We start from the raw sequence: 20,481 nt of genomic DNA on the forward strand, positions 1-20,481 counted from the left end.
TCGGGGCTCCACCACCGTGCTCAAGCTCGTCGTCTTCGATGTCGATGGCACCCTCGTCGACAGCCAGCACCTGATCGTCGAGGCGCAGCGGCGCGCTTTCTCCGAACACGGCTTGGCCGTGCCGCCGCGCAAGGAGGCGCTCTCGGTCGTCGGCCTGTCGCTGCCCGACGCGTTCCGCCGCCTCGTCGGCGAGGCGGGGCCGATCGATTCGCTCTCGCACAGTTACCGCAAGGCGTTCCAGGCGCTGCGCGTCGATCCGGATTACGAGGAGCCGCTGTTCCCCGGAATGGCCGAGTTGGTCGAGCGGCTGCACCGCCGCGACGACATCCGGCTCGGCATCGCCACGGGCAAGTCGCGCCGCGGCGTCGATCACCTCGTGGACAAGCACGGCTGGGAGGGATGGTTCGCCACGATCCAGACCGCCGACGATGCGCCGTCGAAGCCCGATCCGGCGATGCTGCACCAAGCCATGAGCGAGGCCTGTGCCGAGCCTTCCATGACGGTGATGATCGGCGACACGACCTACGACATGATGATGGCCCGGAGTGCGGGCGTGGCGGCCGTCGGCGTCGGCTGGGGCTACCATTCGCCCGGCGTCCTGTTCGGCGCGGGTGCGGTGACGGTGGTCGAATCCGCCGTCGCCCTGAGCGACCTGTTCTCCGGCTCCCTGGATGCTTCCCGGCCCGGGCCGGTGACGGAACGCCTCGGAGCCGATCGAGGCTCGCGCCCGCATCCGCGACGTCCTATCTGCGGATCATGAGCACTTCAGGCGACGACGTGACCTCCGACTGGCTGGGCGAGCCCGGCGACGATCCGAAGCCCGACCCGATCCGGGCCGCCCGCGCGAGCACGGCGCCGACGCTGCCCAAGCGCTTCTACGAAGAGGCCGGCATCGCCGAGGCCGAGGGCGGCTTCCGGCTCGTCCTCGACGGGCGCGGCGCCAACACCCCCGGCCGCCGGCCGCTGAGCGTGCCGAACGCCGGGCTCGGCGAGGCGCTCGCCGCGGAATGGGCGGCGCAGGAGGCCGTGATCGACCCGCGCACCATGCCGCTCACCCGCCTCGTCAACACGACGATCGACGGCGTGGTCGAGCGCCGGGCGGCGGTCGCCGCGGATCTCGGCGCCTATGCCGGCACCGACCTGATCGCCTATCGCACCGGAACGCCGGAACGCTTGGTCGCCGAGCAGGCGGCGGCCTGGGATCCGCTCGTGACCTGGGCCGCGGAAACGTTCGGTGCGCGCCTGTTCCTCGCCGAGGGCGTGATGCATGTCGAGCAACCGGAGGAGTCGGTCTCGGCGCTCCGCGCGGCGGTGGAGGCGGTGGACGATCCGTTCCGGCTCGCGGCGCTGCACGCGCTGACGACCCTCACCGGCTCGCTGATCATCGCCCTCGCCGTCCTGCATGCGCGCCTGACCGCGGACGAGGCCTGGGCCGTGGCCCACGTGGACGAAAGCCACCAAGCGAGCGTCTGGGGCCGCGACGCCGAGGCCGAGGCGCGTCTGGTGCACCGCCGGGCCGAGTTCGAGGCCGCCGCCGCGGTGGCGGCCCTGGCCTGACCGCCCGCCCCCCGAGAGACCCGTTCCCGGCGGCAAAGGCGCGTGCTAAGGGCGATCGAACCGTGCAAGGTCAAGCTCTTACAGTCCGACTTGCAGTCTGATTTGCATTCAAAAAACGATCTCGATCGCCAGGGAGTCGCGCCAGGACCATGAAGGACATTCTCGAGAAGCTTGAGGAGCGTCGTGCCCAGGCCCGTCTCGGCGGCGGGGAGAAGCGGCTCGAGGCGCAGCACAAGCGCGGCAAGCTGACGGCGCGCGAGCGCATCGAGCTCCTGCTCGACCACGGGTCGTTCGAGGAGTTCGACATGTTCGTGCAGCATCGCTCCACCGATTTCGGCATGGAGAAACAGAAGATCTCCGGCGACGGCGTCGTGACCGGTTGGGGCACCGTGAACGGGCGCACCGTCTTCCTGTTCTCGAAGGACTTCACGGTGTTCGGCGGCTCGCTCTCCGAGGCGCATGCGGCCAAGATCGTCAAGGTCCAGGACATGGCGCTCAAGATGCGCGCCCCGATCATCGGCATCTTCGACGCCGGCGGCGCCCGCATCCAGGAGGGCGTGGCCGCGCTCGGCGGCTACGGCGAGGTGTTCCGCCGCAACGTCGCCGCCTCCGGCGTGATCCCGCAGATCTCCGTCATCATGGGGCCGTGCGCGGGCGGCGACGTCTACTCGCCGGCCATGACCGACTTCATCTTCATGGTGCGCGACACGAGCTACATGTTCGTGACCGGCCCGGACGTGGTGAAGACCGTCACCAACGAGGTCGTCACGGCGGAGGAACTCGGCGGCGCCAAGGTCCATACCAGCAAGTCCTCGATCGCCGACGGCTCGTTCGAGAACGACGTCGAGGCGATCCTCCAGATCCGCCGCCTGCTCGACTTCCTGCCGGCCAACAACGTCGAGGGCGTGCCGGAGATCGAGAGCTTCGACGACGTCGAGCGCCTCGACAAGTCGCTCGACACGCTGATCCCGGACAACCCGAACAAGCCCTACGACATGGGCGAGCTGATCCGCCGGGTCGTGGACGAGGGCGATTTCTTCGAAATCCAGGCGGCGTACGCCAGGAACATCATCACGGGCTTCGGCCGCGTCGAGGGCCGCACCGTCGGGTTCGTGGCCAACCAGCCGCTGGTGCTGGCCGGCGTGCTCGATTCGGATGCCTCCCGCAAGGCGGCGCGCTTCGTGCGCTTCTGCGACGCCTTCTCGATCCCGATCGTCACCTTCGTGGACGTCCCGGGCTTCCTGCCCGGAACGGCGCAGGAATACGGCGGCCTGATCAAGCACGGCGCCAAGCTGCTGTTCGCCTACAGCCAAGCGACGGTGCCGCTCGTGACCATCATCACCCGCAAAGCCTTCGGCGGCGCCTACGACGTCATGGCCTCGAAGCATGTCGGCGCCGACCTCAACTACGCGTGGCCGACGGCGCAGATCGCGGTGATGGGCGCCAAGGGCGCGGTCGAGATCATTTTTCGGAGTGAGATCGGCGACGACGAGAAAATCGCCGGGCGCACCAAGGAGTACGAGGACCGCTTCCTCTCGCCCTTCGTGGCGGCCGAGCGCGGCTACATCGACGAGGTGATCATGCCCCACTCCACCCGCAAGCGCATCGCGCGGGCGCTGGGCATGCTGCGCACCAAGGAGATGGAGCAGCCCTGGAAGAAGCACGACAACATCCCGCTCTGAACGCGACGCGGCTGCGATCGGCGCCCAAACGCGCGCTTCGAGCGAAGGATTTGTGATCGAGACGAACATGCCGCCCGACGCCTGATACGCCATCCGGTTGATGACTTCGGCCTCTCCTGCGTCATCGCGAGGCGAAGCCGTGGCCATCCAGGGCGCGCCCTTTCCGGACCTGTCGCGCCCTGGATCGCTTCGCGGCCGCTCGCGATGACGGAGGGGGGCCAAACCCGAAGCGATCAAGCGGAAACGGTATCAGGCGTCGGGCGGCATCGGTGTTTCGTAGACGAGGAAAGCACAGCCGTCCACGAGGGCGCTTTCGGCTGCCCCGCGCACGATCTGGTCCGCGATCGAGTCGGTCTCGTCGGAAATCGCCTTGCTGCGCAGCAGATCGACGTGCAGCCAGCTCCGGTGGGAGCACGGGGCGGCCTCGTATCGATTTAGCCGAAATTGCCGGCGCGGTTCGTCGCGAGGGCCGGCTTTCCGCCGATGAGACGCCGCTTCAACCGCACCAGTGCCTCGCGCTGCAACTCGCTCGGTGCGGAATGGGCGGAGGCGACCTTGGTCAGCATGTCGACGAGCTGCATCCGCTCCTCGCCGGTCAGCTTCTCGCGAAACAGCGGCAGCAGCGGGTCGGCGACGAGGGAGAAGGGGCGACGCTCCTGCGTGTAGCGCCACGCCCGCTCGAAGGTCGCGGAAATCGTCTGGATCTCCAGCGGGTTCTCCATCAGTTCGAGGATGCGGGTCTTCTCCGAGGCCGTGATCGGGCTGCCGGTGCGCACGATCTGGATCATCAGGATCACCGCGGCGAGCCGCACGTCGTTCACTCGCTGCAGCGGCGTGCCGACGAGATTCTCGAAGGCCGACTTCGCCCGACGCTGGAGCCCCTTGGTGTCCTGGTCGATCTCCTTGAGCTGCTTGACGGTGTAGTGAGCCCGGAGCAGCCAGAACAATACGCTGGCGACGATGGCGGCAAAGATGATGAGGATCGGCAAGACGCGGTCTCCGCAAACCCGCACATGAAGCGAATCATCGACTAACCGACCATGCAGGCGCCCGAGGGTCAAATGCCCTGCGCTCGCAAGAGTTCGGTCGTGGTTGGGATAAGTCGTGAGGGGCGGTGGTGGGCGCGACAGGGATCGAACCTGTGACCCTTCGCGTGTGAAGCGAATGCTCTCCCGCTGAGCTACGCACCCGAGCCCCACGGTGCCGCTTGCGGAGGGCGGCACGGGTGTCGCCGCAGCGACGGAGGGCCGTATACGCCGTGGCCGGGCGCTCGTAAAGCGGCTTCCGCGCGGCGGCGGCGGAATCGTGACGCCGTTCGATTCACTCGCCTCGACCGCTCGCCCCACGCTTGTCTCGCAGGCTCGAACGCGCTACGGGAGCGTACCGTACCGTACCGTACGGTACGCATTCGACGGCCGCATCATGCAGACGAGCGCCCTTGCGACGGACGCGTCCGCGCCCGAGACGCCCTCTCCGCGTCAGCAGGCGGTGCTGGACGCGGCCCTGGCCCTGATGGTCGATGGCGGCGATCCGCTCACCATGGACGCGGTGGCGCGCCGGGCGAGTTGCTCGAAGGAAACGCTCTACAAGTGGTTCGGCGACCGCGACGGGCTGCTGACCGCGACCGTCCGCTGGCAGGCCTCGCGGGTCCATGCCGGCCGCTACGAGGTGGCCGATCTCGACGCCGCCGCCTTGCGCGAAAACCTCCTCGATTTCGCCGGGAGCTGGCTCGCGGTGATCGCCAGCCGCACCTCGGTGGCCCTCAACCGCATCGCCATCGCCGATGCGGGCTCCCGCAAAGGCGCCTCACAGAAGGGTAATCTCGGCGGCATCGTGCTGGCGAACGGCCGTTTCGCCATCGGCGAGCGGGTCAAGCCCGTGCTGGAGGCCGGCCGCGCGGCGGGTCTCCTCGCCTTCGAAGACAGCGAGACGGCCTTCCGGACCTTCTTCGGTCTGGTCGGCCGCGATATCCAGATCCGACTTCTGCTCGGCGACGCGCTCGACCTCGACGCCGCCGGCATCCGAAGCGAGGCGGCCCGCGCCGTCGAGCAGTTCCTGACCCTCTACGGCCAGGCGAAACCCTGAACCGAAACCCGTTCAACCAGAGAGGACACCACCATGCGCGTCTATTACGATCGCGACGCCGACCTGAACCTGATCAAGGGCAAGAAGGTCGTCATCGTCGGCTACGGCTCCCAGGGCCATGCCCACGCGCTCAACCTGCGCGATTCGGGCGTGAAGGACATCGCCATCGCGCTCCGCGAGGGCTCCGCCACGGCCAAGAAGGCTGAAGCCGAGGGCTTCAAGGTGATGAACGTCGCCGAGGCCGCCAAGTGGGGCGACGTGGTGATGATGCTGACCCCCGACGAGTTGCAGGGCGACATCTACAAGGAGTCGCTTGAGAAGAACATGAAGGAGGGCGCCGCGCTCCTGTTCGCCCACGGCCTCAACGTGCACTTCAACCTGATCGAGCCGCGCAAGGACCTCGACGTGCTGATGGTCGCCCCGAAGGGCCCCGGCCATACCGTGCGCGGCGAGTACCTCAAGGGCGGCGGCGTGCCGACCCTGATCGCGATCGCCCAGGACGCGTCGGGCAACGCCCACGACCTCGGCCTCTCCTACGCCTCGGCCAATGGCGGCGGCCGCGCCGGCATCATCGAGACGACCTTCAAGGAGGAGTGCGAGACCGACCTGTTCGGTGAGCAGGCCGTGCTCTGCGGCGGCCTCGTCGAGCTGATCAAGGCCGGCTTCGAGACCCTGGTCGAGGCGGGCTACGCCCCCGAGATGGCCTATTTCGAGTGCCTGCACGAGGTGAAGCTGATCGTCGATCTCATCTACGAGGGCGGCATCGCCAACATGAACTACTCGATCTCGAACACCGCCGAGTACGGCGAGTACGTCACCGGCCCGCGCATCGTGACGCCGGAGACCAAGGCCGAGATGAAGCGCGTCCTCAACGACATCCAGTCGGGCATCTTCACCCGCAACTGGATGCTGGAGAACAAGGTCGGCCAGACCTCGTTCAAGGCCACCCGCGCCAAGCTCGCCGCCCACCCGATCGAGGAGGTCGGCGCTAAGCTGCGCGGCATGATGCCGTGGATCTCCGAGAAGGCCCTGGTCGACAAGACGAAGAATTGATTTGGCATGGGGAGGCCGGGCTTCGCTCGGCCTCCACCGTTGCGCGGGAAGGCCGGTTCGCGCGAGCGTGACCGGCCTTTTCATAGCCCCGCTTGCGCCCTTGCGCCTTAAACGCTCCTTGAGGCCCGAGGCAACGGACCCCGGCTTTACGAACCGCACCGGGTCGTGCTTCGTGCACGCGACCTCGAACAGCGCGGCGGCCCGCCTCTCGACATGACTTTCTTGAGACAGACTCTGAGAAACCACCCACGGATCAAGCAGAAACTCAAATCCGTCGCAAAGGCCGCGGGATTACTCCGCGACAGCCCGGCAAACGACTTCTACCGCGATCTGGCCGAGGTGAAGGCCCGGGGCGACGACGCCTTCTCGAAACTATTCTACGGCTACGACGGCAGTCACCTGATCAACAAGTGGAACCACTTCCTGCCGATCTACAGCCGGCTGTTCGCACCTTATCGAACCGGCATGCCGGACGGGCGGCCGCTGCGTTTCCTCGAAATCGGCGTCTACCAAGGCGGCTCGCTCGACCTGTGGCGCCGCTTCTTCGGCGAGTCCGCCATCCTCTACGGCATCGACGTCGATCCGCGCTGCGCGGTGTTCGACGGCCGCGCGGCACAGGTGCGGATCGGCTCGCAGGCCGATCCCGCCTTCCTGCGCTCCGTGGTCGAGGAGATGGGCGGCGTCGACGTCGTCCTCGACGATGGCAGCCACGTCGCGCGCCACCAGCGGGTCAGCTTCGAGACCCTGTTTCCGCTGATGGCGGAGGACGGGCTCTACGTCGCCGAGGATCTGCACACCTCGTACTGGCGCGACTACGAGGGCGGCTATCGCCGCAAGGGCACGTTCCTGGAGATGACGAAGGCGCTCATCGACGACATGCACGCTTGGTATCACGACCGCGGCGCGCGAGAGATCGGACGCGGCATCGGCGCGATCCACGTCTTCGACAGCATCGTCGCCTTCGAGAAGGGCGCAGGCGAGCGGCCGTTCCACACCACCATCGGCACGCCGCAGCGGGCGATCGACCGGGTGCGTTGAGGTTCCGGAAGCAGAAGCACCCGCGCATCTTGCAGGATGCACAGGCGCTTTTTTGTACGGCTGGCGAATGGTTTCGGATGACACGCGCGGCTCATCCGGCCTACGTCGCGCTCTGGATTGCTTCGCTTCGCTCGCAATGACGGAAGAGGGAGGCTCACACCGTCATTGCGAGCCGTCAGGCGAAGCAATCCAGGAGCGCGGCGGCGCCGGACAAGTCGCGACGCTGGATCGCTTCGCCGACGCTCGCGATGACGGCGGAGCAGGGCTTACATCGCCTTCAGCGGACCGGCCTCGATCACGTCCTCGACCGTGCGCAGGCCCGCGCGGGTCGCGTTGACGAGCACCGCCATGTTGCCCGGCGGGTGCTGGTTCTTCCACATCTTGGTGTGGGCGGCCGGGATCTTGTCCCAGGGGAACACCTCGCTCATGCAGGGATCGACCCGCCGGTCCATGACGAACTGGTTGGCGGCCGAGGCCTGCTTGAGGTGGGCGAAGTGCGAGCCCTGGATGCGCTTCTGGCGCATCCAGACGTAGCGGGCGTCGAAGGTGATGTTGAAGCCGGTGGTGCCGGCGCAGAACACCACCATGCCGCCGCGCTTCACCACCAGCGACGAGACCGGGAAGGTCGCCTCGCCCGGATGCTCGAACACGATGTCGACGTCGTTGCCCTTGCCGGTGATGTCCCAGATCGCCTTGCCGAACTTCCGGGCTTCCTTGAGCCAGGTGTTGTACTCGGGGCTGTTGACCTTCGGGAGCTGGCCCCAGCAGTCGAAGTCCTTGCGGTTGATGACGCCCTTGGCGCCCAAGCTCATCACGTAGTCGCGCTTCGACTCGTCCGAGATCACGGCGATGGCGTTGGCGCCGGATGCCGCGCAGAGCTGCACGCCGAACACGCCGAGACCGCCGGAGGCACCCCAGATCAGCACGTTCTGGCCCGGGCGCACGGTGTGCGGCGCGTGGCCGAACAGCATGCGGTAGGCGGTGGCGAGCGTGAGCGTGTAGCAGGCGGCCTCTTCCCAGGTCAGGTGCCTGGGCCGCGACATGAGCTGGCGCGACTGCACCCGGCAGAACTGCGCGAAGGAGCCGTCGCCGGTCTCGTAGCCCCAGATGCGCTGGGTCGGCGAGAACATCGGGTCGCCGCCGTTGCACTCCTCGTCGTCGCCGTCGTCCTGATTGCAGTGGACGATGACCTCGTCGCCGACCTTCCAGCGCTTCACCTTGGCGCCGACCTTCCAGACGATACCGGAGGCGTCCGAGCCGGCGATGTGGTACTCGCCCTTGTGCACGTCGAAGGGCGAGATCGGCTCGCCGAGCCCGGCCCAGACGCCGTTGTAGTTCACGCCCGCGGCCATGACGTAGACCAGCACCTCGTCGTCGCCGATGTCCCAGACCGGCAGGACTTCGAGCTGGTGGGATTGCTCCGGAGGCCCGTGGCGCTCGCGGCGGATCGCCCAAGCATACATCCTGGCAGGCACGTGGCCGAGCGGAGGGATCTCGCCGAGCTCGTAAAGATCCTTGGCTTCCGCCGTCTGCCCGGTCCAGGCCGGCGCTGCGCTTGCAGCCATCGTGGCACTCCCTGTTGTTCTGGCCCGCGCGTGACGAACCGCGCGACCTTGGCCGACGCTATAAGCACGATGTTTCCGGCCTTCCAAGTGGCCCAAAAGGCGAGGGCTTGTCCTCTCCGCACAAAAAAGAGGCACCGACCGAGATCGGCGCCCCTGAATTCAAAATATCGTTGAAGTGACTACTCGGCGGCCGCCCGACGGATGTCGATGCCGAGGCCCTGGGCGACGCCGCGCCCGAAATCCTCGTGCACCTTGAACCAGTGGGCGATCATTCGCTCCTGGATGTTGCGCGGGCTGTCGCCCATCGAGGTGACGACGTTGTCGACGAGCCGCTTGCGGCCGCCCTCGTCGAGCACCTTGGTCCAGAACAGCCGCGGCTGGCCGTAGAGATCCTCGTCGTCGCCCGGCCAGCCGTAGCGGCCGGCATCGCCGCGGATGCGCAAGGGCGGCTCGGCGAAGGACGGATCCTGCTTCGGCCCGCCGAAGGAGTTGGGCTCGTAATCCACCTGCGCACCGTGGTTGCCGTCGGTGCGCATGGCGCCGTCGCGGTGATAGGTCTGCACGGCCGCGTTCTTGGGCTGGTTCACCGGGATCTGCTGGTAGTTCACGCCGAGCCGGTAGCGGTGGGCGTCGGCGTAGGACAGCACGCGGTTCTGCAGCATCTTGTCCGGCGAGAAACCGATGCCGGGCACGACGTTCGACGGCTCGAAGGCGGACTGCTCGATCTCGGCGAAGTAGTTGTCGGGGTTTCGGTTCAGCTCCATCTCGCCGATCTCGATCAGCGGGTAATCGCCGTGCGGCCAGACCTTGGTGAGGTCGAACGGGTTGATGCGGTAGGTGTCGGCTTCCAGTTCCGGCATGATCTGCACCGCGACCTTCCACTTCGGGAAGTCGCCCTTCTCGATGGCGTTCGAGAGGTCGGCGGCGGAGTGGTCCGGATCCTTGCCCGCCACCGCGTCGGCCTCGTCGGCAGAGAAGTTTTGGATGCCCTGCTTGGTGAGGAAGTGGAACTTCACCCAGTAGCGCTCGCCCCGGTCGTTCCAGAGCGAGAAGGTGTGCGAGCCGTAGCCGTTCATGAACCGGGCCGATTTCGGCGTGCCGCGATCCGAGTACAGGAACATCACCTGATGGATCGCTTCCGGCGAGAGGCTCCAGAAGTCCCAGCGGCGCCAGTGGGGCTTGAGGTGGGTGCGCGGATCGCGCTTCTGCGTGCGGATGAAGTCGGAGAACTTGATCGCGTCGCGCACGAAGAAGATCGGCGTGTTGTTGCCGACGAGATCCCAGTTGCCCTCGCTCGTATAGAACTTGAGGGCGAAGCCGCGCGGATCGCGGGCGGTGTCGGCCGAGCCGGACTCGCCGCCGACGGTGGAGAAGCGAGCCACCATCGGCACCGCGTTGCCGACCTCGGTCAGCACCTTGGCGCGGGTGAACTCGGCGAGCGACTTGGTGAGCCGGAAGGTGCCGTAGGCGCCGTAGCCCTTGGCGTGGACCACGCGTTCCGGAATCCGCTCCCGGTTGAAGTGGGCCATCTTCTCGATGAGGTGGTAGTCCTGCATCAGCACCGGCCCGCGGGGGCCGGCGGTGAGCGAGTTCTGGTTGTCGGAAACCGGATTTCCGAAGGCGGTGGTGAGCCGTGGGCCCTGATCTGCCATCGTGTCTCTCCTCTCGAACGCCTCTGCGGGCGGACGTCGCAACCGTCGGCGTGCTCGTGCGAGCGTTGCCACCCCAACGCGTGAGGCCGAGGTTGGAGCCATTCGAATCTGCGACGCAGCGATGCATTCGCCGGCCCTGCCCCGGGGCCGGTGCGGGGAATCGAAGGATCTCGACCGGCCCGAAGTCTGCGCGGACGACAAATCCGCTTCACCGCGGCATCAAGTTTTTCCAGTGCGACGGCAGTCCGACCTCGACCCTTAGAGCCTGTTTGACTGCGGTGCTCCCATCTCGACCCTCATCCTGAGGTGCCGCGTGAGCGGCCTCGAAGGATGCTCCAGGGATCGCGCGGGATCTGGAGCACCCTTCGAGGCCTCCGCTGCGCTCCGGCACCTCAGGATGAGGGTGGGGAGGGGAGCAGGGCTTTCCTCTCGCCTTGCCGTGGCCTGACGAAGACACGGCGGCCGGTCAAACAGGCTCTTATCCCAGATGACGCGACGCGGCGGTTTCGCTACGGTGCCGGCCAACAGCCGTGCCGCAGGCGCGAAGCTGGATCGGACAGGGAGTTAGAGTGGGATGAGCGCGCGAGCGGGCATCGCCGAGGTCAAGCGCGACAAGCCGTGGATCATCCGCACCTATGCGGGCCACTCCACGGCGGCTGAATCGAACACGCTCTATCGCGGCAATCTCGCCAAGGGGCAGACCGGCCTGTCGGTCGCCTTCGACCTGCCGACCCAGACCGGCTACGACCCCGACCACGAACTCGCCCGCGGCGAGGTCGGCAAGGTCGGCGTCTCGATCGCGCATCTGGGCGATATGCGGACCCTGTTCGACCAGATCCCGCTGGCGCAGATGAACACGTCGATGACGATCAACGCCACGGCGCCGTGGCTGCTGTCGCTCTACCTCGCGGTGGCCGAGGAGCAGGGTGCGCCGATCGCGGCGCTCCAGGGCACCACGCAGAACGACATCATCAAGGAATACCTCTCGCGCGGCACCTACGTGTTCCCGCCCGCGCCCTCGCTGCGGCTGACCAAGGACGTGATCCTGTTCACGACCGGGAACGTGCCGAAGTGGAACCCGATGAACGTCTGCTCCTACCACCTGCAGGAGGCGGGAGCGACGCCGGTCCAGGAACTCTCCTACGCGCTCGCCATCGCCATCGCCGTGCTCGATACGGTGCGCGACGATCCCGATTTCGACGAGGCCGGCTTCTCCGACGTGTTCAGCCGGATCTCGTTCTTCGTGAACGCCGGCATGCGGTTCGTCACCGAGATCTGCAAGATGCGGGCGTTCGCCGAGCTGTGGGACGAGATCGCCCAGGAGCGCTACGGCATCGCCGACGCCAAGAAGCGGATTTTTCGCTACGGCGTGCAGGTCAACAGTCTCGGACTCACGGAACAGCAACCCGAAAACAACGTCCACCGCATCCTGATCGAGATGCTGGCGGTGACGCTTTCGAAGCGCGCCCGCGCCCGCGCGGTGCAGTTGCCGGCCTGGAACGAGGCGCTCGGCCTGCCGCGTCCCTGGGACCAGCAATGGTCGATGCGGATGCAGCAGATCCTGGCCTTCGAGACCGACCTGCTCGAATACGACGACATCTTCGACGGCTCGACGGTGATCGAGTCCCGCGTCGAGGCCCTGAAGGAGCAGACCCGGGCCGAGTTGAAGCGCATCGCCGAGTTCGGCGGCGCGGTCACGGCGGTCGAGGCCGGCGAGTTGAAGCGGGCGCTGGTGGAATCGAACGCCAAGCGCATCGCGGCGATCGAGAAGGGCGACCAGATCGTCGTCGGCGTCAACAAGTGGCAGCAGGGCGAACCCTCGCCGCTGACCGCCGGGGACGGCGCGATCTTCACCGTCTCCGAGACGGTCGAGATGGAGGCCGAGGCTCGCATCCGCGACTGGCGCGCCAAGCGCGACGACCGGGCCGTCGGCAAGGCTCTGGACGATCTCGAACAGGCGGCGCGCTCGGGCGCCAACATCATGCCGGTCTCGATCGCCGCCGCGAAGGCGGGGGTGACGACCGGCGAGTGGGGCCAGCGTCTGCGCGAGGTGTTCGGCGAGTATCGCGCTCCCACCGGCGTGACGCTTCAGACGGTGACCTCGGGGGCGGCGGAAGACGCGCGCCTGCTCATCGCCGACCTCGGCGAGCGGCTCGGCGAGACGCCGCGCCTCGTCGTCGGCAAGCCCGGACTCGACGGCCATTCCAACGGCGCCGAGCAGATCGCGCTGCGCGCCCGCGACGTCGGCTTCGACGTGACCTACGACGGCATCCGCCAGACGCCGACGGAGATCGTCGCCAAGGCGCGCGAGCGCGGCGCCCACGTCATCGGCCTGTCGGTTCTTTCGGGAAGCCACGTGCCGCTGGTGCGCGAGGTGAAGGCCAAGCTGCGCGAGGCTGGCCTCGACCACGTGCCGGTGGTCGTCGGCGGCATCATTTCGACCGAGGACGAACTGGTGCTCAAGAACATGGGCGTCACCGCCGTCTACACGCCGAAGGATTACGAGCTCGACAAGATCATGGTCGGTCTCGCCAAGGTGGTGGAGCGGGCGCTCGACAAGCGCGCCGCCGACCGGGCCGATGCGGAGGCCGGCGTGCCGGGGGCGGCGAAGCGGAACGGGAATGCCGCGCAGGTGTTCTGACGGCCGCCCCAACGGCTCGGGAGCGATTTCGGGGTGAACGTCACCTCCTCCCCTCGCGGAATGAGGTGACGTTCGAGAATCATTCTCACGAATCGACGTCCGCGATCTTCGCCGAACCGCGGTTGATCGCGGCGCGCAGCCCCTCTCAGAGCCTGTTTGACTGCAGTGATCCCATCTCGCCCCTCATCCTGAGGTGCCGCGTGAGCGGCCGCGAAGGGGGCTCCAGATCCCGCGCGATCCCTGGAGCACCCTTCGAGGCCTCCGCTGCGCTCCGGCACCTCAGGATGAGGGTTCAGGATGGGAGTAGAATCTTCCTCTCGCCTTGCCGTTGCCTGACGAAGACACGGCGGCCGGTCAAACAGGCTCTGAGAGCCATGCCTTTTAAGGTGTTTTCTTAGCCATTAGCTTGGCCTTTTCGAGGACCCTGGCGGTGGCGACGTGTTTTCGGGCCGTAGCCGCCGCTACATAGGGCTTGTCGACCTTGCGCTTGGGACCACGCGGGCTGGTTGCAATCCGCCCTGGGTCGACCCGCTCCGCCAAGGCGAGCAAGCGGGCCGCGACGCTCGCCGCATCCTCCTGGCCCGTCAACACAGAGCCGTGTCCGAGCGCCACCATCAGCCCCTCGTAGCCGGCACCGATCTGACGGCTCAGGTGGAACACCGAGACCCGCGGCTCGGGCCCGTGCACCTGCTCGATGCACGCGCTCAGCAGGCTCAGCACGTTGTGGGCCAGAACGGCAGCGGCAAACCCCAGCAGGGCCGCCCGCGGACGACCCAGGCGACCGGCCTCGCTGTGCAGCACCCGTTCCATCTGCAGGAACAGACCCTCGATCCGCCAGCGTCGCCGATACACCTGCGCGATCTGCGCCGCACTGACGCTCGCCGGCAGGTTGCTCCACAGCCAGATCGTCCGGTCTCCCTCCGTCGTTGGCGCCGTCAAGCTCAGCGCGATGCGCCGCCACGCATCGCCGCTCCCCTCCAGCGTAATGCTCTGCTCACACAGTGTGCCGGTCTCGCAGGAGCCGCACGCCTGCCAATCCCCCTGCGCGCCCAGGCGGGGATGGTTGCCGTGCCGACGCACCACGAAGTGGCTGCCTGCCTCAACCAGACCCTGCAGCCAGGTCCGGACACAGAAGTGCCGATCGGCGACCCAGACCTGACCGGGCGCGGCAGCGTCCAGGAGGGCCCGGGCCAGCGCCCGTTCGTCGGCATAAGCATCTTCGGCCGCCACCAGATCGACGGCCAGGCCGGTATCGGGATCGTAGACGACCAGGGTCTGCCCCGGCAGGGCGGCGCCGCGATGCGCGCGCAGAGGCTTCAGGCGCTTGTCGCTGCCGGGCAGATGGTTGCCGTCCAGCACGCGCAGTGCGTAGCCCGGCAGGCTCGGATGGCCGGTGCCCGCCGCGGTCATCACCGGGGCCAGTCGGGTCGCGCTGCCGCGCACGAGGGCGCGCAGCAGGTCGGGCTCGGTGCGGTTGACCTTGTCGTAGAGGGCGGGCAGCGAGACGGTCAGGTCTTCGGCTTCGCGCGCAGCGGCGTGCAACGACGAGCGCAGGCCGAGAGCGACGAGCATCGTCAGCCTGACGACAGTGGAGAACAGCAACTCCCGCGTGTATTGCCGCTGGCGATGCTGCTCGAACACCTCGTCGATCCAGCCGGCCGGCAGCGCGTGTTCCAAGGCCGTGCGGGCCATCAGGCTCGTCGGCGCATAGTTCTCGAACCGTTCAATGACGGCAGACCAGACTGGATCGGATCCTTGCAATGCTTCGCTCATTGCAAGGATATAGTTAATATAAACGAACCTTAAAAGGCATAGCTCTCAGAGCCTGTTTGACTGCAGTGATCCCCTCTCGCCCCTCATCCTGAGGTGCCGCGTGAGCGGCCTCGAAGGATCCTCCAGATCCCGCGCGATTCCTGGAGCACCCTTCGAGGCCTCCGCTCCGCTCCGGCACCTCAGGATGAGGGTGGGGATGGGAGTAGGATCTTCCTCTCGCCTTGCCGTGGCCTGACGAAGACACATTGGCCGGTCAAACAGGCTCTCAGTACCGGACGAAGAGGTTCAGCGACAGGATATGATCCAGCTCGACGCCGCTGGCCGGCGTCCTGGCCGTCTGGTTCATGTAGCCGATCTCGACCGTGGACTTTCCGCCGATCGGAAGCTCCAGTCCGACGAAGGTGCGGATGCGATCGAAGCCGGCGCGGGCACCCCAGGCCGTGTCGTTCAGCGCCACGAAGATCTCCGTCCAGCCGACGGCCGAGACGCTGCCCTTCTCCTGTGTCAGCGGCATCGCGAAGCGTAGGCTCTCGCGTAAGCGGAAGCCGACGTTCCGTCCCGTGGATTGCCGCCGCTGCTCGAAACGCGTGCGAGACGAGACCTTGACGCCGGAGATCTCCCCGATTTTCCAGTCGATCTCTTGAAAGCTGCGATCCTCGACGCCGACACGGCCCGACGTGCCGTGATCTTCGACGGAGGCGTAGCCCTGATAGAGCTTGAGATCCTCGTTGACCTTCCAGCCCACGGCCGGGCGAAGGATCGACTGGTCGAGCTGCGATATGCCGTTGCCGAAGCGGGGCTGAACCTCGGCGAAGAAGGCCGCATCGCCGATGGATCCGAACAGGGTCGTATTGATCCAGAGCTGGCCGTCATGGACGGGCTCGGCGGCAGCCCGCCCTCCTGACACCGCGAGACACAGGATCGTCAGGAGGAGGTGTGTACGTGCGATCACGATCCACTCTCCGCCCGCGGCACCGCCCGCCGTGGCTTGCGGTGCCCTCGGTCGGAGACGGATTGTCCGCTCTCGGATTGTGCCGTCAAGCTCCCGGACCGCTGCGAACAGGGCCATCGCCTGAGCGGCTTCGCGGCGCGAAGAGCGCCGCGTGGAGCGGGTTTTTCCAAGACATTCGTCCTGACAGACATCGAGCGGAGCGAGAGCCTGAGCTCACGGAGGCGGGCGCCGGCGACTGAGGCCTGCAAAAAAATCAGGGGGAACGCTTCAAGCGATCGTCCTGGAGGAGATGCCCATCCTGCTTGACCCGCCGCCGTCGCCGGTGCCAGAACCCGCCGCTTCGAACCGGATCACGAGATCGCCTCGGCCCGGCCCTTCTCTCCAAGGACTCGCGCCGATGGCCGCGTTCACCGAACTCGTGTTCTCCGGCGTCCAGCCGACCGGGAACCTGCATCTCGGCAACTATCTCGGCGCCATCAAGCGCTTCGTCGAGATGCAGGAGCGGGACGCGCACTGCCTCTACTGCGTGGTCGATCTCCACGCGATCACGCTGTGGCAGGATCCGCAGGCGCTGCGCGGCCAGATCCGCGAAGTCACCGCCGCCTTCCTCGCCGCCGGGATCGATCCGAAGCGCTCCATCGTCTTCAACCAGTCCCAGGTGCCGCAGCACGCGGAACTGGCCTGGATCTTCAACTGCGTCGCCCGCCTCGGCTGGCTCAACCGCATGACGCAGTTCAAGGACAAGGCCGGCAAGGACCGGGAGAACGCCTCGATCGGCCTCTACGACTATCCCGTGCTGATGGCCGCCGACATCCTGGCTTACCGCGCGACCCACGTCCCCGTGGGCGAGGACCAGAAGCAGCATCTCGAACTGACCCGCGACATCGCCCAGAAGTTCAACAACGACTTCTCGCGCTCGATCCTGGCGCACGGCCACGGCGAGCAATTCTTCCCGCTCACCGAACCGCTGATCGGCGGTCCGGCGGCGCGCGTGATGTCCTTGCGTGACGGCACCAAGAAGATGTCGAAGTCGGACCCGTCCGAGTATTCGCGCATCGCGCTGACCGACGACGCCGACGCCATCGCCCAGAAGGTGCGCAAGGCCAAGACCGACCCGGAGCCTCTCCCCGCCGAGGTCGCGGGCCTCGCCGGGCGGCCCGAGGCCGACAACCTCGTCGGCATCTTCGCGGCGCTCCGCGGCATCACCCGCGACGAGGTGCTGAAGGATTTCGGCGGTGCGCAGTTCTCCAGCTTCAAGCCGGCGCTGGTCGATCTCGCCATCGAGACGCTGGCGCCGATCGGTGCCGAGATGAAGCGGCTCGTCGCCGATCCCGCCCACATCGATTCCGTCCTCGCCGACGGCGCCGAACGGGCCGGAGCGATCGCCGCGCCGACGCTGGACGCGGTCAAGGACATCGTCGGATTCGTCCGGCGCGGGCCGGTGCTTCACGCGGTCTGAGGCGAGCCCGTCTCAGCGGCGCGGCTCGTCCTGGCGCAGGTGGCGGCCGTAGGCCTGCTCCTTTTCCTCGCGCTGCCTGATCAGGTCGGCATAGGCCTGCCGCATCTCGGGCGAGACGGCCACGCTCTTGCCCTTGGAGGGCTTGCGCTTGGGCGCCTTCTTGAAGGTGTCGGATGTCTCGGCCATCTGAGATCAAGTCCTCTCATACCAAGCTGCAGGGAAGCCGACCGATGGTCGGCTTCCCTGCGTCCGGCGGACGCCCGCCGCCGCGCCTTCGCGCGGGCAACCGGCGATGAGTCGGGATCATCGACGGTTGGTATCATTCGCGCGGGCCGATCCATATCGCAAACCCGGTGCCGATCGGAACAGGTCGGGCCGCTCGACTACCGAACGGGCGATCCGGCTGCTAGATGAGGACGAACCGGCGCCGAGCCGAGCGGGCCCGGCGCAGGACGACGATTTCGAGAAGGCCGATGGAAAAGTTCACGACCCTGGAGGGCGTCGCCGCGCCCATGCGGATCATCAACATCGACACCGACCGCATCATCCCGAAGCAATATCTCAAGACGATCAAGCGCACCGGGCTCGGCGAGGGCCTTTTCTCGGAGATGCGCTACAACGACGACGGCTCGGAGAATCCCGACTTCGTTCTCAACCAGCCGGCCTACCGCAACGCCAAGACCCTCGTGGTGGGCGACAATTTCGGCTGCGGCTCCTCGCGTGAGCACGCGCCCTGGGCGCTCGCGGATTTCGGCATCCGCTGCGTGATCTCCACGAGCTTCGCCGACATCTTCTTCAACAACTGCGCCAAGAACGGCATCCTGGCGATCGTCGTCTCGCCGGAGGATCTGGAGAAGCTGTTCCAGGACGCGGAGCGCGGCGCCAACGCGACGCTGACGATCGATCTGGCCGCGCAGACCATCAAGGGGCCGGACGGCGGCACCCTGCATTTCGACATCGACGAGGGCCGCAAGCACAACCTGCTCAACGGGCTCGACGAGATCGGCCTGACCCTGGACCGGAAGGCTGCGGCGATCGAGGCGTTCGAGGCCAAGCTCGCCCAACGCGAATGGGCCTGAGCCCGGTTGATGACTTCGGCCTCTCCTGTGTCATTGCGAGGCGAAGCCGTGGCCATCCAGGGCGCGACCTTTCCGGACCTGTCGCGCCCTGGATCGCTTCGCTGACCGCTCGCGATGACGGAGGGTGGCCAAACCCGAGGCGATCGATCGGAAACGGTATCATACCAAGCTGCCTGGAAGCCGACCGATGCGTATCCCTTGCGTCCGGCGGACGCCCGCCTTCGCGCGGGCGACCGGCGATGAGCCGGGATCATCGCCGGTCGGTATGACGGGCCGCCCTGCCCCGCAGGGCGAGCGCCCGCGCCGCCTCGGCGAAGGCCTCGGCCCACAGGTCGAGGGCCGGCCGGCGCCGCCCTCCCCCCGCCCGCGGGCGCTTCGTGCGCGGCGGCATCGGGATGTGGAGGAAGACGGCCGGGCAGCCTCGCTCCAGCACCCGGAAGTACGACGCGTTGCACAGGTAGCGCCCGGCATCCCGAGAGGCCGCGGCATCGAGCCCGGCCCGCTTCAGCGCGATGCGCACCTGCCCGGCGGCGGGGCTCCACCGCCGTGCTGGTCCGTCCGGTTCGAAGGTGAGCGTCCGGCCCACCGCGCCGCCCGCGTCGGGGAACAGCCGGCTGACCCGGTTCACGGCGCGGATCTCGACGCAGACGCGGCGGCGGCGCGCCGCCACACCGATCATCAGCACCGCGTCGGGCTTCTTTGCCAGGGCCGGCGCGAGCTGCGTGTCGAGGGCGCCGTAGCGAGTGTCGAGCACGAGGCAGTCCGGCGCCTGCCCGAGGATGCGGCGCAGGTGCGGCGACGCCGCGAGCCGCCGTGCGAGGCGTCCGCTCGGATTGTCGGGCACGGTCGGGAACGGACCGAAGCCCGTGACGAGAAGGCGGCTCACAGCCCGATCAGCGTCGCGATCGCGTCCGCCCCCGCGGCGGGCGAGTGCTCGCCGCCGGCCACGGCCTTCTCGGCTTCGGCCGTGGCCCTGCGCACCTCGGCGCTGTCGACGAGGCGCTGGTGCAGCCGCTCGTGGACGAGCGCCCACATCCACTTGACGTCCTGCTCGCGCCGCTTCCTCGCGATCTCGCCGGTGGCGGTGAGCTTGCCGCGGTGATCCTCGATGCGGGACCACAGATCATCCAGCCCCTTGCCGTGCAGGCCGGAGATGGTGACCACCGGCGGCGTCCACGTCGCCGAGGGCGGCGTCAGGATGTGGAGCGCCGCGCGGTACTCGGAGGCGGCGGCATTGGCCCGGCGCTCGCCCTCGCCGTCGTCGGCCTTGTTGACCGCGATCATGTCGGCGAGTTCGAGGATACCCTTCTTGATGCCCTGGAGTTCGTCGCCGGCGCCGGGCAGCATCAGCACGAGGAAGAAGTCGGTGAGGTCGGCCACCGCGGTCTCGGACTGGCCCACGCCGACCGTTTCGACGAGGATCACGTCGAAGCCGGCCGCCTCGCACAGCAGCATGGTCTCGCGGGTCTTGGCCGCCACGCCGCCGAGCGTGCCCGAGGAGGGCGAGGGACGGATGTAGGCGTTGCGGTCGATGGCGAGCCGGGCCATCCGCGTCTTGTCGCCGAGGATCGAGCCGCCGGTGCGGGTCGAGGACGGATCGACCGCGAGCACCGCCACCTTGTGCCCGGCTCCCGTCAGCAGCGAGCCGAGCGCGTCGATGGTGGTCGACTTGCCCACCCCCGGCACGCCGGTGATGCCGACCCGGATCGCCCGCCCCGTCTGCGGCAGCACCGCGTCGATCAGGGCCCGCACCGCCGCCCGGTGATCGACCCGGCGCGACTCGGCCAGGGTGATGGCGCGGGCGAGCGCCGCGCGGTCGCCGGCCAGCAGTCGCTTGCGGATCTGGTCCATGTCGGGGAGGGGCGCGCTCATGGTCTCTTCATGCCGGTGCCGCGGGCGGGCGTCGAGTGCTCAAAGCCCCATTCGTGCCCCGCCACGGCCAAGA

General features: G+C 67.6%; 17 protein-coding genes and 1 tRNA gene. 9 read left to right on the forward strand and 9 right to left on the reverse strand.

Annotated elements, in window-relative coordinates; translation table 11 throughout:
• Window positions 1-16: 16 nt before the first annotated feature.
• The 3 genes from PGN25_07415 to PGN25_07425 all read left to right on the forward strand — a co-directional run bounded on the left by PGN25_07415 (window position 17) and on the right by PGN25_07425 (window position 3,239).
• Window positions 17-760: an HAD-IA family hydrolase gene (locus PGN25_07415; GenBank protein MEH3117425.1), complete on the forward strand. Its 744-nt coding sequence runs from the start codon at window positions 17-19 to the stop codon at window positions 758-760.
• Window positions 757-1,557 carry an ATPase gene (locus PGN25_07420; GenBank protein MEH3117426.1) on the forward strand — a complete coding sequence of 267 codons (801 nt, stop codon included), beginning with the start codon at window positions 757-759 and terminating at the stop codon, window positions 1,555-1,557. Before PGN25_07415 ends, PGN25_07420 begins: the two co-directional genes overlap by 4 nt.
• Window positions 1,558-1,706: 149 nt before the next feature.
• Window positions 1,707-3,239: an acyl-CoA carboxylase subunit beta gene (locus PGN25_07425; GenBank protein MEH3117427.1), complete on the forward strand. Its 1,533-nt coding sequence runs from the start codon at window positions 1,707-1,709 to the stop codon at window positions 3,237-3,239.
• 434 nt (window positions 3,240-3,673) lie between these two features.
• On the opposite strand, the gene PGN25_07430 is transcribed toward PGN25_07425, so the two are convergent.
• Entirely contained in the window at window positions 3,674-4,228 is a 555-nt protein-coding gene (locus PGN25_07430; protein ID MEH3117428.1) for a TerB family tellurite resistance protein, read from the reverse strand.
• 126 nt (window positions 4,229-4,354) lie between these two features.
• A tRNA-Val gene (locus PGN25_07435) sits at window positions 4,355-4,429 on the reverse strand.
• Window positions 4,430-4,661: 232 nt separating this feature from the next.
• Between PGN25_07435 and PGN25_07440 the strand changes: the two genes are divergently transcribed.
• From PGN25_07440 to PGN25_07450, 3 genes are all read left to right on the forward strand, one after another.
• Window positions 4,662-5,324, forward strand: a complete 663-nt coding sequence (locus PGN25_07440) for a TetR/AcrR family transcriptional regulator (GenBank protein MEH3117429.1) — start codon at window positions 4,662-4,664, stop codon at window positions 5,322-5,324.
• Between the two features lie 33 nt (window positions 5,325-5,357).
• Window positions 5,358-6,377, forward strand: coding sequence for a ketol-acid reductoisomerase (gene ilvC / locus PGN25_07445; protein ID MEH3117430.1), 1,020 nt, complete (start codon window positions 5,358-5,360; stop codon window positions 6,375-6,377).
• A 213-nt stretch (window positions 6,378-6,590) separates the two neighbouring features.
• Window positions 6,591-7,415, forward strand: coding sequence for a class I SAM-dependent methyltransferase (locus PGN25_07450; protein MEH3117431.1), 825 nt, complete (start codon window positions 6,591-6,593; stop codon window positions 7,413-7,415).
• Between the two features lie 266 nt (window positions 7,416-7,681).
• On the opposite strand, the gene ccrA is transcribed toward PGN25_07450, so the two are convergent.
• Both ccrA and PGN25_07460 read right to left on the reverse strand, forming a co-directional pair.
• Window positions 7,682-8,980, reverse strand: a complete 1,299-nt coding sequence (gene ccrA, locus PGN25_07455) for a crotonyl-CoA carboxylase/reductase (GenBank protein MEH3117432.1) — start codon at window positions 8,978-8,980, stop codon at window positions 7,682-7,684.
• A gap of 179 nt (window positions 8,981-9,159) precedes the next feature.
• Window positions 9,160-10,632, reverse strand: coding sequence for a catalase (locus PGN25_07460; protein MEH3117433.1), 1,473 nt, complete (start codon window positions 10,630-10,632; stop codon window positions 9,160-9,162).
• 574 nt (window positions 10,633-11,206) lie between these two features.
• On the opposite strand from PGN25_07460, the gene PGN25_07465 reads away from it, so the two are divergent.
• Window positions 11,207-13,273, forward strand: a complete 2,067-nt coding sequence (locus PGN25_07465) for a protein meaA (GenBank protein ID MEH3117434.1) — start codon at window positions 11,207-11,209, stop codon at window positions 13,271-13,273.
• 381 nt (window positions 13,274-13,654) lie between these two features.
• Here PGN25_07465 and PGN25_07470 read toward each other — a convergent pair whose 3' ends face one another.
• Window positions 13,655-14,965, reverse strand: coding sequence for an IS4 family transposase (locus tag PGN25_07470; GenBank protein ID MEH3117435.1), 1,311 nt, complete (start codon window positions 14,963-14,965; stop codon window positions 13,655-13,657).
• 346 nt (window positions 14,966-15,311) lie between these two features.
• Entirely contained in the window at window positions 15,312-16,115 is an 804-nt protein-coding gene (locus PGN25_07475) for a DUF2490 domain-containing protein (protein ID MEH3117436.1), read from the reverse strand.
• Window positions 16,116-16,395: 280 nt separating this feature from the next.
• Here PGN25_07475 and trpS point away from each other — a divergent pair, with 280 nt between their 5' ends.
• Complete coding sequence (gene trpS / locus PGN25_07480; protein ID MEH3117437.1) at window positions 16,396-17,457, forward strand: tryptophan--tRNA ligase; 1,062 nt, start codon at window positions 16,396-16,398, stop codon at window positions 17,455-17,457.
• A gap of 12 nt (window positions 17,458-17,469) precedes the next feature.
• Here trpS and PGN25_07485 read toward each other — a convergent pair whose 3' ends face one another.
• A complete protein-coding gene (locus PGN25_07485; protein MEH3117438.1) occupies window positions 17,470-17,643 on the reverse strand; it encodes a hypothetical protein in 174 nt (57 codons plus the stop codon).
• Window positions 17,644-17,930: 287 nt separating this feature from the next.
• On the opposite strand from PGN25_07485, the gene leuD reads away from it, so the two are divergent.
• Entirely contained in the window at window positions 17,931-18,536 is a 606-nt protein-coding gene (leuD, locus tag PGN25_07490) for a 3-isopropylmalate dehydratase small subunit (protein ID MEH3117439.1), read from the forward strand.
• A 250-nt stretch (window positions 18,537-18,786) separates the two neighbouring features.
• On the opposite strand, the gene PGN25_07495 is transcribed toward leuD, so the two are convergent.
• Both PGN25_07495 and meaB read right to left on the reverse strand, forming a co-directional pair.
• The gene (locus PGN25_07495; GenBank protein ID MEH3117440.1) at window positions 18,787-19,422 is read right to left on the reverse strand and encodes a peptidase C15; all 636 of its coding nucleotides are present in this window, start codon (window positions 19,420-19,422) and stop codon (window positions 18,787-18,789) included.
• On the reverse strand, window positions 19,419-20,408 hold the full coding sequence (gene meaB / locus PGN25_07500; GenBank protein MEH3117441.1) for a methylmalonyl Co-A mutase-associated GTPase MeaB: 990 nt from the start codon (window positions 20,406-20,408) through the stop codon (window positions 19,419-19,421). Before meaB ends, PGN25_07495 begins: the two co-directional genes overlap by 4 nt.
• Window positions 20,409-20,481 lie beyond the last annotated feature (73 nt).

The sequence above is a fragment of the Methylorubrum populi genome (assembly GCA_036946625.1).
GTDB classification, from domain to species: domain Bacteria; phylum Pseudomonadota; class Alphaproteobacteria; order Rhizobiales; family Beijerinckiaceae; genus Methylobacterium; species Methylobacterium populi_C.